The organism is Nocardioides stalactiti, from assembly GCF_014180715.1.
Taxonomy (GTDB): Bacteria; Actinomycetota; Actinomycetes; order Propionibacteriales; family Nocardioidaceae; genus Nocardioides; species Nocardioides stalactiti.
The window spans coordinates 1-16,125 of the sequence record NZ_JACEFC010000103.1 but is presented as its reverse complement, the minus strand read 5'-3'; the positions used below and the strand labels follow the sequence as shown (position 1 = coordinate 16,125).

Genomic DNA, 16,125 nt, shown 5'->3' with positions numbered 1-16,125 from the left:
GGTCGGCGCCAGCCAGGCGTGGTCCGCGTCGTCGTCCGCCCCCATCCGACCGCCGAGGACGACGAGCGCGTCGTGCTCGGCCAGGCCCGCCGGCAGCGTGTCACCGGCGTACGGGCGACGGACGTCGAGCTCGGCACCGGCCGCGACGACGCCGTCACCGAACCGCGCGGGCGGGCACCCGTCCTCGTGCTGGACGACCAGGACCCTCATCACCGGGCGAGTGCCTACAACACCGGCAGCATGCGGTCGCGCTCGAAGGCCGAGACCTGACCGCGGTACTCGTCCCACTCGGCGCGCTTGTTGCGCAGGAAGTAGTCGAAGACCTGCTCCCCCAGCGTCTCGGCGAGCAGCTCGGAGCGCTCGGCGATCTCGATCGCCTCGTTGAGGTTCTTGGGCAGCGGCGCGATGCCGAGGCTGCGACGCTCGCGCTCGCTGAGCGCCCACACGTCGTCCTCGGCCTCCCGCGGCAGCTCGTAGCCCTCCTCGATCCCCTTGAGGCCGGCGGCGAGCACCGCGGCGAAGGCCAGGTAGGGGTTGCAGGCGGCGTCGATCGTGCGCAGCTCGATGCGGGTCGACTGGCCCTTGAGCGGCTTGTACATCGGCACCCGGATCATCGCCGACCGGTTGTTGTGCCCCCAGCAGACGTACGACGGCGCCTCGCCCCCGAACATCATCCGCTTGTAGGAGTTGACCCACTGGTTGGTGACGACGCTGATCTCGCCCGCGTGGTGGAGGATGCCGGCGATGAACTGGCGGCCGATCTTGGAGAGCTGGTACTCGGCGCCCGCCTCGTAGAAGGCGTTCTGGTCGCCCTCGAAGAGCGAGACGTGGGTGTGCATGCCGGAGCCGGGCTGCTCGGTGAACGGCTTGGGCATGAAGGTCGCCCAGATGCCCTGGCTCAGCGCCACCTCACGGATGACCGTGCGGAAGGTCATGATGTTGTCGGCCGTGGAGAGCGCGTCGGCGTAGCGCAGGTCGATCTCCTGCTGGCCCGGGCCGCCCTCGTGGTGGCTGAACTCCACCGAGATGCCCATCGCCTCGAGCATCGTGATCGCCTCGCGACGGAAGTCCGAGCCGTGGGAGTGCGCGGCGTGGTCGAAGTAGCCGCTGCGGTCGATCGGCACCGGGACGACGCCGGGTTGCGGGTCGTCCTTGAAGAGGTAGAACTCGATCTCGGGGTGGGTGTAGAAGGTGAAGCCCTTCTCCCCCGCCCTCGCGAGCGTCCGCTTGAGGACGTTGCGCGGGTCGGCGTACGACGCGGAGCCGTCGGGCATGACGATGTCGCAGAACATCCGCGCCGTCGACGGGCCCTCGCCGCGCCACGGGAGGATCTGGAAGGTCGCCGGGTCGGGCTTGGCGAGCATGTCGGACTCGTAGACGCGAGCGAAGCCCTCGATCGCCGAGCCGTCGAAGCCGATGCCCTCGGCGAAGGCTCCCTCGAGCTCGGCCGGCGCGACCGCGACCGACTTGAGGAACCCGAGCACGTCGGTGAACCACAGCCGGACGAACCGGACGTCACGCTCCTCGAGAGCGCGGAGTACGAAGTCTTCCTGCTTACCCATGGACGCAGCCTAGGGGGTGATCAGGTGGAGGGGACGTCGGCCTCGATCTCGGCCAACCACGCTGCCGCACTGGCGTCGGACGGCATCCGCCAGTCACCTCGCGGCGACATGGTCCCGCCCCCGCTGACCTTGGGGCCGTTGGGCAGCGCGGAGCGCTTGAACTGGCTGGCGAAGAAGCGGCGCACGAACACCACCAGCCACTTCCGGACGGTCGCGAGGTCGTGGACGTCGCGCCACGCGTGCCAGGCCAGGAAGGCGATCTTGCGCGGGCGGTAGCCGAGGCGCAGCACGTGGTAGAGCGTGAAGTCCTGGAGCGCATAGGGGCCGACCGTGTCCTCGGTCGCCTGCGGCTTCTCCCCCGGACGGGTCGGGATCAGCTCGGGAGTGATCTCCTGGGCAAGGATCTCGTCGAGCACGTCGTTGGCCTCGGGTGCGAAGTCGGCGTGACCGACCACCCACCGGATGAGGTGCTGGATGAGCGTCTTCGGGACGCCTGCGTTGACGTTGTAGTGCGACATCTGGTCGCCGACGCCGTACGTGCACCAGCCGAGGGCGAGCTCGGAGAGGTCGCCGGTGCCGAGGACGATGCCGCCCCGGTGGTTGGCCAGGCGGAACAGGTAGTCGGTCCGCAGGCCGGCCTGCACGTTCTCGAAGGTGACGTCGTAGGTCTCCTCGCCCTCGCTGTACGGGTGGTCGAGGTCCTTGAGCATCTGCTCGGCGGCCGGCTTGATGTCGAGCTCCTCGAACGTGCAGCCGAGGGCGGTCGCGAGCCGGGTGGCGTAGGACTTCGTCGTCTCGCCCGTGGCGAACCCCGGCATCGTGATCGCGTGGATGTCGCTGCGCGGGCGGCCCAGCCGGTCCATCGCCTTGGCCGCGACGATCAGCGCGTGCGTGGAGTCGAGGCCGCCGCTCACGCCGATGACGACCTTCGGCTGGAAGTCAGGCCCGCCGATCGCGGTCAGGCGCTGCTCGAGGCCGGACACCTGGATGTTGTAGGCCTCGTAGCAGTCCAGCGCGAGGCGGTCGGGGTCGTCGGGGACGAACGGGAAGCGGTCGACCTTGCGGAGCAGCCCGATGTCCCCGAGCGGCGGCGCGAGCTCGAGCTCGATCCGTCGGAAGTCGTCGCTCTCGATGCCGAACCCGCGGCGGTTGTCGTCGTGGCTCCCCTGGCGCAGCCGCTCCTGACGCAGCCGGTCGAGGTCGACGTCGACGATCGTGGCGCGCGGACCGTCCGGGAAACGCTCGGTCTCGCCCAGCAGGTCCCCGCACTCGTAGACCATCGTCTGGCCGTCCCAGGACAGGTCGGTCGTCGACTCCCCCTGGCCGGCCGCCGTGTAGAGGTAGGCCGCGTTGCAGCGGCTGCTCGCCGACTGCACGAGCAGCCGACGCCCCTCGGACCGGCCGACGGTCACCGGGCTCGCGCTGAGGTTGGCCAGCACCGTCGCCCCGGCGAGCGCGGCGAGGGCGCTCGGCGGCACGGGCACCCACATGTCCTCGCAGACCTCGACGTGGAGGTGCAGGCCCGGCACGTCGGTCGCGCTGAAGATCAGGTCCGGCCCGAACGGCGCCTCCTGGCCGGCGACCGCGATGGTCCGGCCGCGCACGTCGTCCCCGGGCGCGAACCAGCGCCGCTCGTAGAACTCGCGGTAGTTCGGCAGGTAGGACTTCGGCGCGACGCCGAGGACCCGGCCACGGTGGACGACGACCGCGCAGTTGTAGACCCGGTTGCCGTCCGCGAGCGGTGCCCCGACCACGATGACCGGCCCGAGGTCGGCCGACGCCTCGACCAGGTCCGCGATCGCGCGCCGTACCGCGTCCAGCAGGGTGTCCTGGAGGAAGAGATCGTCGAGCGCGTAGCCACTCAGCCCCAGCTCGGGGAAGACCGCCACGCCGACGCCGTTCTCGTGGAACGAACGGACCTGCTCCAGGGTGCGCGCGACGTTGGTCGCGGGGTCGGCGAGCGCCACCGGCACCGTGCAGGCGGCGACCCGGACGAAGCCCTGGTCGTAGGCCGAGTAGAAGTCCACGGGGCAAGTCTAGGGATCGGCGGCCCAGCGGCCCCTTCGATGAGTACGGCGACGCCGGCCGGTCTGCACCGGCATGACCCTCAGCACCAGCATCGCGCCCTGCCTCTGGTTCGACGACCAGCTCGAGGAGGCGGCCCGGTTCTACACCGGCATCTTCCCGAACTCCTCCATCGGGCACCTGGCCCGCTACCACGAGGCCGGGTACGGCGAACCGGGCCGGGTCATGGCCGGCGAGTTCACGCTGGACGGCGTGACGTTCCGCGGGATCAACGGCGGGCCGGACCACTTCGGGTTCACCGAGGCGGTCTCCTTCTCCATCTCCTGCCGCGACCAGTCCGAGGTCGACTACTACTGGGACGCCCTGTCCGACGGCGGCGAGGAGTCGGTGTGCGGGTGGCTCAAGGACCGCTACGGCCTGTCCTGGCAGGTCGTGCCCACCCGCCTCTACGAGCTGGTCTCCGACCCCGATCCGGCACGCGCCGAGGCGGCGACCCGGGCGATGCTCGGGATGCGGCGGATCGTGATCTCCGAGGTGGAGGCTGCCGCCGACGCCGTCCGGGGCTAGCGTTGTCCCATGAGCGAGGAGACGACCGCGCCGTACGGCCCGACGATCAAGCGGGTCCGGACGCACCACATCCGGGAGATGAAGGAGCGCGGTGAGCGCTTCTCGATGCTCACGTCCTACGACATGCTCACGGCCCAGGTCTTCGACGAGGCCGGCATCGAGATGCTGCTCGTCGGGGACAGCGCCTCCAACAACGTCCTCGGCAACACCACGTCGCTGCCGATCACGGTCGACGAGCTGATCCCGCTGACGCGTGCCGTCAGCGGGGCGGTCGAACGGGCGATGGTCGTCGGCGACCTGCCGTTCGGGTCGTACCAGGCCTCCCCGGAGCAGGGCTACCTGACGGCCGTCCGGTTCATGAAGGAGGGCGGCGCCCACGCCGTGAAGCTCGAGGGCGGCGTCGAGATGGCTCCCCAGATCGACCGGATGGTCAAGGGCGGCATCCCCGTCATCGCCCACATCGGCTTCACGCCCCAGTCCGAGCACACGCTCGGTGGCTACCGGGTGCAGGGCCGTGGCGACGCGGCCGAGCGCGTCCTGCGCGACGCCGAGGCGGTGCAGGAGGCGGGCGCGTTCGCCGTCGTGATGGAGATGGTGCCGGGCGAGATCGCCGCTGAGATCACCCGCAAGCTCCAGATCTCCACCATCGGCATCGGGGCCGGCAACCAGTGCGACGGCCAGGTCCTCGTCTGGCAGGACGCGTTCGGGCTCCGGAGCGGCCGGATGCCCCGCTTCGTGAAGCAGTACGCCGACCTCCGCTCGGTGCTGCTCGACGCCGCGCGGACCTACGACGCCGAGGTGAAGTCCGCGGCGTTCCCCGCGGACGAGCACACCTTCTGACCCCGGGACCTGCCGCGCGCGCTTGCGGTCGACGTAGGTTGGGCGCCATGCGCAAGCTCGGAGCCCCCTTCGCCGTCCTCGCACTCCTCGGTTCGCTGATCGCGTCCGCGCCAGCCTCCGCGTCCTCCCCGGCACCCGAGGACGACCGACCTGCCCGTTCCGACAGCCCACGTCGGGCCGCGCCGGAGCTGCGGGTCACCACGCTGGTCGACGGTCTCCAGAACCCGTGGGACGTGCGGTCGATCGGAGAGGGCCGCTTCCTGTTCACGCAGCGTGAGCGCGCCAGCCTGACCCTGATCCAGGCAGACGGCGACACCCGCGCGGTGACCTTCCCCAGCGAGCGGGTGTGGGTGTCGGGCGAGACGGGCCTGATGGGACTGGCGATCGACCCCAACTTCGCCGAGAACCGCCGGATCTACACCTGCTCGGGCTGGAAGCTCCCCGGCGGCGACCAGGACATCCGCGTCAACGCGTGGACGCTCAACAAGGCGTTGACCGCCGTCGGGAACCCGGACGCGCTGGTCAAGGGCCTGCCGACCACGTCGGGACGGCACGGCGGGTGCCGGCTCCTCATGGCCGACAACGGCGCGCTGCTCGTCGGCACCGGAGACGCGGCCCAGACCAACAACCCCCAGAGCCTGCGCTCCTTCGGCGGCAAGACGCTGCGGCTCGACCCGGCCACCGGCCGGCCCTGGCCCACCAACCCGTGGGCCGACGGGGAGGGCCGCAAGCGCTACCTGTTCACCTACGGCCACCGCAACGTCCAGGGCCTCGCCCAGCGGGCCGACGGCTCCCTCTGGTCGGTCGAGCACGGCACCTACCGCGACGACGAGATCAACCTCCTGAAGGCCGGCCGCAACTTCGGCTGGCAGCCGGGCCCGAACTACGACGAGTCACCGCCGATGACGAGCTTCGACCTCCCCGGCCGCCAGTGGGGCGCCGTCTGGAGCTCGGGCAACNTGGAGCCCGGGCAACCCGACGATCGCCACCTCGGGCGCCGACTTCGTCCGCGGCCGCGGCTGGGGCGCCCTCGGCGGCACGCTCGCCGTGGGCTGCCTGGCCGGTGAGCGGCTGATGTTCGTCAAGCTGACCGCCGACGGCGAGCTCCGCTGGACCCGCGCCCCGGGCCGCCTGCGCGACTTCGGCCGCCTCCGCGGCGTCACGGCACACCGGGGCTCCCTGCTCGTCACCACCTCCAACGGCAGCAACGACAAGATCCTCCGCGTCCGCCCCGCCCGCTGACCGGACCGCCCCGTTCGGGTCAGGCGAGGCCGCGGCGCTCGAGGAGGGGCTCGATCGGCGCGGGGCGGCCGCGCCAGTCGACGTAGGAGTCGAGCGGGTCCTTCGTCCCACCGATGCCGATGACGTAGCGGCGGTAGAGGTCGCCGTTGTCCCGGGTGAGGCCGCCGTTCTCCTTGAACCAGGCGACGGTGTCGGCGTCGAGGACCTCGCTCCAGATGTAGGAGTAGTAGGCCGAGGCGTAGCCCGAGCTCATGCTGTGCGCGAAGTACGGCGTCGAGTAGCGGGTGGGGACCGCCGGGTTGTCGAGGCCGACGGAGGCCAGCGCCTCGGCCTCGAAGCGGCGTACGTCGTCCGGTGACGTCGGCACCTGGTCGGGGCCGAGCTCGTGCCACGCCAGGTCGAGCAGCGCCGCGGCAAGGTACTCGCTGGTGCCGAAGCCCTCGTTGAACGTCGACGACGCCTCGATCCGCTCGATGACGTCGGCCGGGATCGGCTCTCCCGTCTCGTGGTGGACTGCGTAGTTGCTGAGCACCTCGGGCCACAGCATCCACATCTCGTTGACCTGTGAGGGGTACTCGACGAAGTCCCGGAACACCGCCGTCCCGGCGAAGCGGGGGTACGTCGCCCGGGCGAGCAGGCCGTGGAGGGCGTGGCCGAACTCGTGGAAGAGCGTCCGGGTCTCGTCATAGGTGAGGAGGGTGGCCTCGCCCGGCGCCGGCTTCGGCACGTTGAGGTTGTTGAAGACGACCGCCGTGTCGTTGCCCAGCAGGGTCGACCGGTTGACGAAGCTGCTCATCCAGGCGCCGCCGCGCTTGGAGTCACGGGTGTAGAGGTCGAGCAGGTAGAGGCCGACCGGCGTGCCGTCGGCCTCGTGCACCTCGAAGACCCGCACGTCGGGGTGGTAGCCGTCGAGGTCGGGGCGCTCGGCGAAGGTGAGCCCGTAGAGGCGGTTGGCCGCGAAGAACACCCCGTCCTGGAGGACCCGCTCGGCCTCGAACCAGGGCCGCAGCGCAGCGAGGTCGACGTCGTACTCGGCGGCCCGGACCTGCCCGGCGTAGAACGGCCAGTCGTGCGCCTCGACCGGGAAGCCGGCCTGGGCCGAGAGGGCCTCCTGCTCGCGGCGGGCGTTGCGCGCGGCCGGCGGGGCGAGCGTGCCGAGCATCGCCCGGACCGCGGCCGGGGTGCCGGCGGTGTTGTCGGTGGTGACGAGCTCGGCGTGGTTGGCGAACCCGAGCAGCTGCGCGCGCTCCGCCCGCAGTCGGAGCACGTCGAGCGCGATCTGACGGGTGTCGTGAGCACCCCCGCGGCTCCCCCGAGCGCGCTGCGCCTCGGAGAGCCGACGCCGGACGTCGCGGTCGGTCAGGGCGGCCAGGTGGGGATGGGCGGTGGGCAGCACGAGGGTGAGCAGCCACTTGCCCTCCAGGCCGCGGGAGGTGGCCGCAGCGGCGGCCGCGGAGACCTCACCCGGCGTCAGGCCCGCGAGGTCGGCCTCGTCGTCGATGACGACGGCCAGGTCGTTGGTGTCGGCCTGGAGGGTGATCTCGAAGGCCGCCTCCTGAGCCGAGATCTGCTCGTTGAGCTTGCGCAGCCGCGCCTTGTCGTCGTCGTCCAGCGCAGCGCCCGCGAGGGTGAACTCGGTGACGTAGCGCTCCACCAGGTAGCGCGCCTCGGGCTCGAGGTCCGCCCGCTGCTCGTGCACCGCGAGCAGGCGGGCGTACAGCACCGGGTCGAGGGCGATCGCGTCGGAGTGCGCTGCCAGCCTCGGGGCGTACGCCGCACGCAGCTCGTCGACCTGCGGGTTGGTGTCGGCGCTGGCCTTGTTGGAGAAGATCCGCAGCACCCGCGCGAGCCCCTCGCCACTCCGCTCCAACGGCACCAGCGTGTTGTCGAACGTCGCGGGCGACGGGTCGGCCGTGATCGCGGCGACCGCTGCGAGCTGCGCAGCCATCCCCTCGTCGATGGCCGGGGCGAGGTCGTCGTCGGTGAAGTCGGCGAAGCGCGGGAGCTGGTAGGGCAGGTCACTCGGCAGCAGCAGGGGGTGCATGCGGCCCACCCTATGCAGCCGGCCCCGCGGCCCGTCGAACGGATTTCAGGGGCGGTTCCGGCCCAGGTCGTCGTGCGCCTGCACCCACTCCTCGGCGACGACCGCCGAGCCCAGGGACAGCTCGCCGGCGAGGACGGTCGCCGCGATGATCTCGGCGAGCTTGTGGACCTTCCCGGCGCCGTAGCAGTCCATGACCTCCAGGCACTCGCGTTGGGTGGCGAGTCCGGTCCCGCCGCCGTACGTCGCGATGATGAGCGAGGGCAGGGTGACCGAGGCGTAGAAGTCGCCGTTGGGGAGCAGCTCGGAGAAGCCGTACATCGCCGAGCTCTCGGCCACGTTGGCGACGTCCTGACCGGTGGCGATGAACATCGCGGTGATCCCGTTGGCGGAGTGGTTCCCGTTGTTGTTCGTGACCGACATGATCGAGCCGAGCTGCCCCCGCAGGCGGGCCGCCCACAGCTTGTCGGTGCTGACGTTCATGTGCTCCTGGACGAGGTCCTTGGGGAGCGTGATCTCGGCGACGACCCGCTTGCCGCGGGTGTGGAGCATGTTGACCACCGAGGTCTTCTTGTCCGTCGCGAACTGACCCTCGAGGAGGAAGTGCAGCTCACCCGGGTAGTTCTGCTTGATCCAGGCGCACGCGGCGAAGGTCGCCTTGCCGGTCATGTTCTGGCCGGCCGCGTCGCCCGTGGAGTAGTTGAACCGGGTGTAGAGCAGCTTGGACACCGAGAACTTCTGGATGTCGAGGAGCCTGCCGGATCTGGTCGTCGTCTGGGCGGCCGCCGCGATCTCCTCGAAGTGGGCGTCCAGCCACCCGGCGAACGCCTTCGCGGACCGGGCGTTGTCGAAGCTGAAGACAGGTGCCCGCTGCATCCTGTCGTCGAGGACCGTCGTCGTGATGCCCCCGGCCTCACGGCACAGCTTCATGCCCCGGCTGTACGACGCCACGAGGGTGCCCTCGGTCGTGGCGAGCGGGACGAGGAACTCCCCCTGCGCGTGCTCGCCGTTGACGAGGACCGGCCCGGCGAGCCCGATGGGCACCTGGGCGACGCCGAAGAAGTTCTCGATGTTGCCCGGCAGCGTGGCCGGGTCGAGCGAATAGCTGGCGACGTGGTCCAGCGTCGACGCCGTGTGGGTGCGGACGTGCTCCTGCCGGGCCTCGATGGCGGCGGCGCCGTAGTCGTCGTCGCGGGCACGCGGGATCTTCAGGAGATTCGTGGGGAGGTCGGGCATGGGACCTGAGGATGCCACGTTCTCGACCGGTTCCGAGGTGTGGTCGTACTGAGGACCTCGCGTTGCCTTCGCGTGGTCCTGGGCTTCGTAGCGTTCTGGTCATCGGGAAGAACACCCCGCACCGACCACCAGGAATCGCCCGGACCGGGCGTCCGGAACTCAGGAGAACCAGTCATGGCCACGAAGAACAAGACCCGCACGCTGCTCGTCCCGCTCGCCACCCTCGTTGCCGCCGGCGCGATCGCGGTGGGCTCGGGTGCGACGTTCACCTCGACCTCGGGCAACACGATCAGCGCGGTCACGGCCGGCACCCTGACCCACTCCAACTCCAAGGCCGACCAGGCGATCTTCAACCTGACGAACATGAAGCCGGGCGACACGCTCAACGGCACGCTGACGCTGACCAACACCGGGTCGCTGCCGGCGGCGTTCTCGCTGACCGAGGTGTCCTCCTCCAACGGGTTCACCGGTTCGAACCTGACCCTGGACATCGTGGACACCACCTCGGGCTCCACGGTCTACTCCGGGTCCTTCGGTGGCCTGGCCGACGGCGCGAAGAACGAGCTGGGCACCTGGGCCGCCGGTGCTGCCCACGCGTTCAAGTTCACCGTCAAGCTCAACCAGGACACCCCGAACGCCGACCAGGGCAAGACCGCCAACGCGGTCTACAAGTGGGACTCCGTCCAGCTCGACGGCCAGACCTACAACCAGTGACCTGACCGAGCAGGCCACGTCGTCGTGACCTGACCGAGCGGGTCACGACCGACGCGGGGCGTTCCTGGGGGGAGCGCCCCGCTTCGGCTTTTGTTACCGAGTTGTGGAGCTGCACCGACGCGCTGTTGCCGAGCCGTGGCCGTCGCCTCCCTAGCGTTGGAGGCGATCGGAAAGACACACCAAGGACTTCTGATGACCGACCTCGCCCGCACCCCGACCACGGCGCCGCGTGCCGCGCCCACCCCCGACAGGAGGCCTCCTATGCTCTTTGAGGTGACCCCCAAGATCCTCGTCGTCGAGGACGACGACGGCATCGCTGTCCCCCTGATCCGCACCCTCGAGCGCGAGAGCTACCAGGTGGAGCGGGTCGGTACGGGGGGCGACGGGATCGCCCGGGCCGCCGAGGGCGGCATCGACCTGGTGCTCCTCGACCTGGGTCTGCCGGACATGGACGGCCTCGACGTGTGCCGTCAGCTGCGCAGCGACGGCTACGACGCCGGCATCATGATCCTCACCGCCCGCGGCGGCGAGCTCGACCGCGTGGTCGGCCTCGACGTGGGGGCCGACGACTACCTCGGCAAGCCGTTCGCGCTCGCCGAGCTGCTCGCCCGGACCCGCGCGCTGCTGCGTCGTACGGCGCGCAACGGGAGCGATGCCCCCGCGCCGGCCAACGGCACCGCGCCCGAGGCGCCCGCCTCGACCGGCGGGCTCCGGGTCGACGTCCAGGCCCGCCGGGTGTGGGTCGAGGACGCTGAGGTGGCGCTCACCTCGAAGGAGTTCGACCTGCTCGCCATCCTCGCCGCGGAGCGCGGCACCGTCCTCACCCGTGAGCGGCTGATGGACGAGGTCTGGGACGAGAACTGGTTCGGGTCCACCAAGACCCTCGACGTGACGATGGGACGGCTGCGCCAGAAGCTCGACGACAGCAAGGCACCTGTGGAGATCGTGACCGTCCGGGGCGTCGGCTTCAGGCTCGAGTCGAGCTGACGTGCGCGAGCGCCTGGTCGCCGCCTTCGTCGGGCTGACGATCGTCGTCGTCGCGCTCTACGGGATCCCCCGCGCCTACATCCTGGCCGACCTGGTCCGCTCGCAGGAGCAGGACCAGGTCGACCGGACGGCCGCGCTGGTGGCGACGGTGGTCGGCGAACGCCTCGACGACCGCGACCGGGTGGACAGCGCCTATCTCGACCGGCTGGCGCAGGAGGACGAGCGCCTCGTCCTGCGCACCGAGAAGGCGAACGGCAGCATCCTGGTCGTCGGCACGTCGAACTGGACCGACCCGATCGACGGCGACCTGACGTCCACCGCGGACGTCCCCGGCGGGACACTGACGGTCGTCCTCGACCACGGGGCTGTCGACCGGGAGGTCGCCGAGGCACTCCTGCCGCTGGTCCTCATCGGGCTGGCGCTGGTCCTGCTCTCCGGTGTCGCCGGCCTGCTGCTCGCCCGTCGTTTCGCCCGGCCGTTCCAGGAGCTCGCCACCGCCGCCCGCGACTTCGGCGCCGGCCGGCTGCGGCCTGTCCTCCCGGTCTATCGGGTCCCCGAGGCCCGCGAGATCGCTGACGCGCTCTCCGCGAGCGGTGCGCGCCTCGACGCCCTCCTCCAGCACGAGCGCGAGGTGGCGGTCCACGCGTCTCACGAGCTGCGGACGCCCATCACCGCGATGCGCCTCGAGCTCGAGGACCTTGCTCTCTGGCCGGAGACGCCGGCCGCGGTCGGCGAGGTGCTCCAGCGTTCCGTCGGCGAGCTCGACCGGCTCTCGGACGCCGTCACCGAGCTGCTGGCGACCTCCCGGGAGCAGGCGGCCTTCGCCGAGATCGACCTCGACCTCGACGCGCTCGTCGCCGACACCGTGGCGCGGGTCGCCGCGCTGGGTCGGCGGGTGACCCACGTGCCGACGGGGCCGTTGCCGACCCGCCTCGACCCGACAGCCGTCGTCCAGGCGCTCGAGCTGCTCGTCGGGGGCGGCAGCGAGGTCCGCGCCGCCGATCGCGGCACCCACCTCGAGGTCTCCGTCACGACCGCCGGGCAGGACCCTGCGATCGCCGCCCGGCACCGCGGTCCGGCCTCGGAGCTCGTCGCCGCTGCGGGTGGCTCGCTCACCCAGACGTCCGGGGGCGTGACGCTACGGCTCCCGAAGCGCGCCGTCACCGAAGGATGACCTCCTTGGCTTCCGTCGCGCGTTCGGTAAAGATCGCCTCGTGACCCGCCCGTCGCGTCCCCTCCCGGCCACCGCCGACGACGCCATCGCGCGCTACGGGGCGTTGGACGACCCGGGCGGCCGCGAGATGGTGGCGCTGGCGCACCTCGCGGCGCTCGTGTGCGACGTCCCCCACGCCGCCATCAACATCATCACCCGCGACCACCAGCACCAGGTCGCCGCAGCGGGCATCGATCCCTCGGTCTGCGCGCGGGACGACTCGATGTGCGCCATCGTCCTCGACGACCTCGACATCGTCGTCAGCCCGGACGCGAGCGTGGACGACCGGTTCGCGGCGAACCCGTTCGTCTCGGGCGAGATCGACACGGTCAGGTTCTACGCCTCGGTTCCCCTCATCACGCCCGAGGCGGAGATCATCGGTCGGCTCTGCGTGTTCGACACCGAGCCGCACGAGCTCGACGCCGACCGCGCGGGGATCCTGCGGGTGGTCGCCGCCCGGGTCATGGACGTCCTCGAGCTCGGCCTGCGGACCCAACAGCTGGAGCGGTCGCTGGCCGAGCTGACCCGCACCCAGGAGGAGCTGAGCCGCTCCAACGAGCTGCTCTCGCTGTTCGCCGGGCAGGTCAGTCACGACCTCCGCTCCCCCCTCACGGCGGTGCTCGCCAACGCCGAACTGCTGGCCACGGAGCCGGCAGTCGCGGCAGATCCCGCGGTCGCCGAGCTGGTCACCGCCACCACCAACGCCGGCCGCCGCATGGCCGCCCTGATCGACACGGTCCTCGCCTATGCCAAGGTCGGAGCCGACCCACAGCGCACCGAGGTGCCTCTCGACGTGGCCCTCGACCACGTCCTGGTGGACCTCGGCCCGATCATCGCGGCCCGCGAGGCGACGGTCTCGCGAGGTCCGCTGCCGACGGTCGAGGCCGATGCCGAACAGGTCTACGCCGTGCTGCTCAACCTGCTGTCCAACGCGATCAAGTTCACCCCGCCGGACCGCAGCCCGGCGGTCGCGGTAGCCGCCACCAGGGAGGACACCCGGTGGCGGGCCACGGTCCGTGACAACGGCCGCGGGATCCCCGCGGCCGATCGGGAGGCGGTCTTCGACCTCCACCGGCGCGGCGACCGCTCCGTCGAGGGCTCCGGCATCGGGCTGGCGACCGCCCGGCGCGCCGTCGAGGCCCACGGCGGCCGGATCGGCATCGAGAGCGGTCCCGACGGCGGCACCACCGTCTGGTTCACCCTCCCCGCCTGACCGGTCAGCGGAAGGTGTGGATGCGGACCGGGAGGTCCTCGATCCGCGGCGACGTGGCCCCACTGAGGTTGCAGAGGACGACCTGCACCTGGTTGGCCGACGACACCTGGGTCGCGTAGAGGAACATCCCGTCGGGCATCGGCGCCTTCGCGACGACGACCGCGGCGTCGCCCGGCGTGGCCCCCGAGATGGACAGCACGAAGTTGCGGCAGCGCCCGTTCGAGATGGCCGAGAAGGTGACCGCCCCACCTGAGGTCCCGCCCCCGGCGATGTCCGCCATCGTCAGGGAGTCGTTGGCGACGTCCGAGCCGGTCAGCGAGCTGCTGGCGACCTTGGCACCGTTGACCGACCCGTCGGCCAGGTCGTTGTCCGTGACGGACAGGTCCTCGAGCTCGTCGCCGTCGATGCTGTCGGGGGCCACCTCGGTCGGCCCGACCGCATCGAAGCCGATCTGGTCCTGCCCCAGGCTGTCCGGCGCGATGTCGTCGGGGAGGATGGCGTAGTCATCGATGTCGAAGGAGCCGATGCTGCCGTCGGCGATCTCCAGCGTCGCAACGCTGCCATCGACGATCTCCGCAGACCCGACGCTGCCGTCGGCGAGCTGGTCGGCCGTGAGGCTGTTGAGCTGGACGTCGACGGGTCGCACCGCCTGGGCGGTCAGCTTGACGGTGTTGACCGAGTTGGTCGCCAGGTCCGCCTGCTTCACCTCACCGTCGATGATGTCCTCGGACGCGATCGTGTTCGCGGCGTAGGCGGTGCCGGTGCCCAGCGCGACCACCAGCGCGGCCGTCGAGCAGATGTTGGCGTACGACGGAGTGGGCCGGGGCAGGCGGCGGAGGAGGGAGAGGGGTGACATGGCGAGCCTTCCGAGGTGAGGGGGGAGCCTCATCGTCGCTGCACCCCCGCCCCCGCGGAGCGATGTCCACGAAAGGGTGAACCGGTCCTGAGACTGTCGAACCGTCCTCAGCCGAAGGGCAGCGGATCGGGCGCCAGGGACACGGCCCGGGCGCGGGCAGCGGTGAGCCCGCGGCGGTGGTGCTGGCGGCACAGCACCTCGTAGGACACGACCGCCGGCTCGTCCACTGGGACGTGGAGGTCGACGTCGCCGACGACGATCACCTCGCCCTCGGTCACCATGATCCCGTCCTCGGTCCGGGCGTTGTGGGTCGCGCGCTTCCCGCACCAGCACAGCGCCTCGACCTGGAGCACCTCGGTGCGGTCGGCCAGCTCGACCAGCCGGGCGGAGCCCTCGAAGAGCCGCGTCCGGAAGTCGGTCAGGATCCCGAAGCAGAAGACGTCGATCTGGAGCTCGTCGACGATCTTGGCGAGCTGGTCGATCTGGTCCCGGGTGTAGAACTGCGCCTCGTCGCACACGAAGTAGTCGATCCGTGCGCCCTGGGTCAGCGCGTCGACGGTCGTGCGCCAGAAGTCGAGGTCCGGCGTGACCTCGTGGGCCTCGACGGTGAGCCCGAGCCGCGAGGAGACCGTCGCGATGCCCGCCCGGTCGTGCGAGGTGTAGAGCCGACCGATCCGTCCCCGCGCCGCGTGGTTGTGGTTGGTCTGCAGTGCGAGCGTCGACTTCCCTGCGTCCATCGTCCCGGTCCAGAAGGTCAGCTCCGCCACCGGAGCATCGTGCCAGACCGGGACGGCTCCGCTACTCGGGGCGCTCCGTGCTCGAGGACTGCGGCGCGGAGCTGTCCGAGCCCTGTGCCGAGTCCGACTCCACCCCGCCGAAGGCGAACGCCGGCATCAGCCCGAACGTCGGCAGCGCCAGGCGGTCGCCGGAGAAGTCGACGGTCGTCACGTCCATGCAGTCGCCCGAGGGGACCTCGCACCGCATCAGCCGCAGCGCGGTGTCGTCGTCCTGGATCTCGGCGAGGACCATCAACGAGTCCTCGTCGAGCCACTCGTAGCCGATCGCGTCGAGCGGCGCACCGGTCGCGAGGTCGACCCGGGTGCCCGAGCGGACGTCCCAGACGAGCGCGGAGTCGAGGCTGGCCACCCAGCGGCCATCGGGTGACAACGCACCGACCGTCCCGACCTGGCGATACCCCAGCAGGACCGAACCGTCGGCGTCGACCACGTCCGTGCCGAGGTCGCCACCCGTGGCGCTCTCCCGCCAACGGACCAGGGTGCCGTTCTCCGCCCCGATCACCAGGACCGACTCCCCCGGGTCCCCGACCCGCCGCTTCTCGCTGGAGACCAGGTCGATCGCCGTCGTCCCCCGCGCGTCGAGCCAGTACGCCGTCGAGCCGTCGACGGCGAGGACCAGGCCCGTGTCGAGCGGCTCCTCCCCGTCGGGGTCGAGGCGGAGGGGCTCGAAGAGCGTCGTGCCGGTCTCCAGGTCGTGGGCGGCGAAGGTCCGCCGGTCGCCGTCCTGGTCGACCCACGCGATCCAGGTGCCCTGGGCGTCGCTCACCACGGAGGAGAGGTCGGTGTCGGCCGCCGACCCGAGGAGCTCGGTGTGCACACCGTCGAAGGACCG

General features: G+C 71.1%; 15 protein-coding genes and 1 pseudogene. 8 read left to right on the top strand and 8 right to left on the bottom strand.

Features of this window, described 5'->3' with window-relative positions; all coding sequences use genetic code 11:
- The 3 genes and pseudogenes from H0487_RS17590 to H0487_RS17580 all read right to left on the bottom strand — a co-directional run.
- Positions 1-210 (bottom strand): annotated as a pseudogene (locus H0487_RS17590) (type 1 glutamine amidotransferase); the annotation flags it as partial.
- A 14-nt stretch (positions 211-224) separates the two neighbouring features.
- Positions 225-1,562: a glutamine synthetase family protein gene (locus H0487_RS17585; RefSeq protein ID WP_183095531.1), complete on the bottom strand. Its 1,338-nt coding sequence runs from the start codon at positions 1,560-1,562 to the stop codon at positions 225-227.
- Between the two features lie 20 nt (positions 1,563-1,582).
- The gene (locus H0487_RS17580; protein ID WP_183095530.1) at positions 1,583-3,589 is read right to left on the bottom strand and encodes an NAD(+) synthase; all 2,007 of its coding nucleotides are present in this window, start codon (positions 3,587-3,589) and stop codon (positions 1,583-1,585) included.
- A 73-nt stretch (positions 3,590-3,662) separates the two neighbouring features.
- Here H0487_RS17580 and H0487_RS17575 point away from each other — a divergent pair, with 73 nt between their 5' ends.
- The 4 genes from H0487_RS17575 (at position 3,663) to H0487_RS24020 (ending at position 6,236) form a co-directional block, all read left to right on the top strand.
- Positions 3,663-4,154 carry a VOC family protein gene (locus H0487_RS17575; RefSeq protein ID WP_183095529.1) on the top strand — a complete coding sequence of 164 codons (492 nt, stop codon included), beginning with the start codon at positions 3,663-3,665 and terminating at the stop codon, positions 4,152-4,154.
- A 9-nt stretch (positions 4,155-4,163) separates the two neighbouring features.
- Entirely contained in the window at positions 4,164-4,994 is an 831-nt protein-coding gene (panB, locus tag H0487_RS17570) for a 3-methyl-2-oxobutanoate hydroxymethyltransferase (protein WP_183095528.1), read from the top strand.
- Positions 4,995-5,041: 47 nt separating this feature from the next.
- Positions 5,042-6,061, top strand: a complete 1,020-nt coding sequence (locus tag H0487_RS17565; RefSeq protein ID WP_183095527.1) for a PQQ-dependent sugar dehydrogenase — start codon at positions 5,042-5,044, stop codon at positions 6,059-6,061.
- On the top strand, positions 5,976-6,236 hold the full coding sequence (locus H0487_RS24020) for a PQQ-dependent sugar dehydrogenase (protein ID WP_183095532.1): 261 nt from the start codon (positions 5,976-5,978) through the stop codon (positions 6,234-6,236). The genes H0487_RS17565 and H0487_RS24020 overlap by 86 nt, the downstream gene beginning before the upstream one ends.
- A gap of 19 nt (positions 6,237-6,255) precedes the next feature.
- Here H0487_RS24020 and H0487_RS17555 read toward each other — a convergent pair whose 3' ends face one another.
- Positions 6,256-8,280 (bottom strand): M3 family metallopeptidase, encoded by a 2,025-nt coding sequence (locus H0487_RS17555; protein WP_183095526.1) that lies wholly within the window; start codon positions 8,278-8,280, stop codon positions 6,256-6,258.
- Between the two features lie 45 nt (positions 8,281-8,325).
- Entirely contained in the window at positions 8,326-9,513 is a 1,188-nt protein-coding gene (locus tag H0487_RS17550) for a hydroxymethylglutaryl-CoA reductase (RefSeq protein ID WP_183095525.1), read from the bottom strand.
- 174 nt (positions 9,514-9,687) lie between these two features.
- On the opposite strand from H0487_RS17550, the gene H0487_RS17545 reads away from it, so the two are divergent.
- From H0487_RS17545 to H0487_RS24355, 4 genes are all read left to right on the top strand, one after another.
- Complete coding sequence (locus H0487_RS17545; protein WP_183095524.1) at positions 9,688-10,227, top strand: TasA family protein; 540 nt, start codon at positions 9,688-9,690, stop codon at positions 10,225-10,227.
- Between the two features lie 273 nt (positions 10,228-10,500).
- Positions 10,501-11,214 (top strand): response regulator transcription factor, encoded by a 714-nt coding sequence (locus tag H0487_RS17540; RefSeq protein ID WP_446685579.1) that lies wholly within the window; start codon positions 10,501-10,503, stop codon positions 11,212-11,214.
- A 1-nt stretch (position 11,215) separates the two neighbouring features.
- A complete protein-coding gene (locus tag H0487_RS24360; protein ID WP_183095522.1) occupies positions 11,216-12,388 on the top strand; it encodes a sensor histidine kinase in 1,173 nt (390 codons plus the stop codon).
- A 40-nt stretch (positions 12,389-12,428) separates the two neighbouring features.
- Positions 12,429-13,640, top strand: a complete 1,212-nt coding sequence (locus H0487_RS24355; RefSeq protein ID WP_183095521.1) for a sensor histidine kinase — start codon at positions 12,429-12,431, stop codon at positions 13,638-13,640.
- A gap of 4 nt (positions 13,641-13,644) precedes the next feature.
- Here the strand turns inward: H0487_RS24355 and H0487_RS17525 are convergent, their stop codons facing one another.
- The 3 genes from H0487_RS17525 to H0487_RS17515 all read right to left on the bottom strand — a co-directional run.
- Positions 13,645-14,496, bottom strand: coding sequence for a hypothetical protein (locus H0487_RS17525; protein ID WP_183095520.1), 852 nt, complete (start codon positions 14,494-14,496; stop codon positions 13,645-13,647).
- Between the two features lie 107 nt (positions 14,497-14,603).
- Positions 14,604-15,263, bottom strand: coding sequence for a thymidine kinase (locus H0487_RS17520; protein WP_183095519.1), 660 nt, complete (start codon positions 15,261-15,263; stop codon positions 14,604-14,606).
- Between the two features lie 31 nt (positions 15,264-15,294).
- A partial coding sequence (locus H0487_RS17515) for a hypothetical protein (RefSeq protein ID WP_183095518.1) occupies positions 15,295-16,125 on the bottom strand: 831 nt, incomplete at its 5' end.

Excerpts from the sequence above, each read along its gene's own strand:
- H0487_RS17545 (WP_183095524.1), top strand. The coding sequence starts at position 9,688 with ATGGCCACGAAGAACAAGACCCGCACGCTGCTCGTCCCGCTCGCCACC.
- H0487_RS17555 (WP_183095526.1), bottom strand. The coding sequence starts at position 8,280 with ATGCACCCCCTGCTGCTGCCGAGTGACCTGCCCTACCAGCTCCCGCGC.
- H0487_RS17550 (WP_183095525.1), bottom strand. The coding sequence starts at position 9,513 with ATGCCCGACCTCCCCACGAATCTCCTGAAGATCCCGCGTGCCCGCGAC.
- H0487_RS17525 (WP_183095520.1), bottom strand. The coding sequence starts at position 14,496 with ATGTCACCCCTCTCCCTCCTCCGCCGCCTGCCCCGGCCCACTCCGTCG.
- H0487_RS17585 (WP_183095531.1), bottom strand. The coding sequence starts at position 1,562 with ATGGGTAAGCAGGAAGACTTCGTACTCCGCGCTCTCGAGGAGCGTGAC.
- panB (WP_183095528.1), top strand. The coding sequence starts at position 4,164 with ATGAGCGAGGAGACGACCGCGCCGTACGGCCCGACGATCAAGCGGGTC.
- H0487_RS17575 (WP_183095529.1), top strand. The coding sequence starts at position 3,663 with ATGACCCTCAGCACCAGCATCGCGCCCTGCCTCTGGTTCGACGACCAG.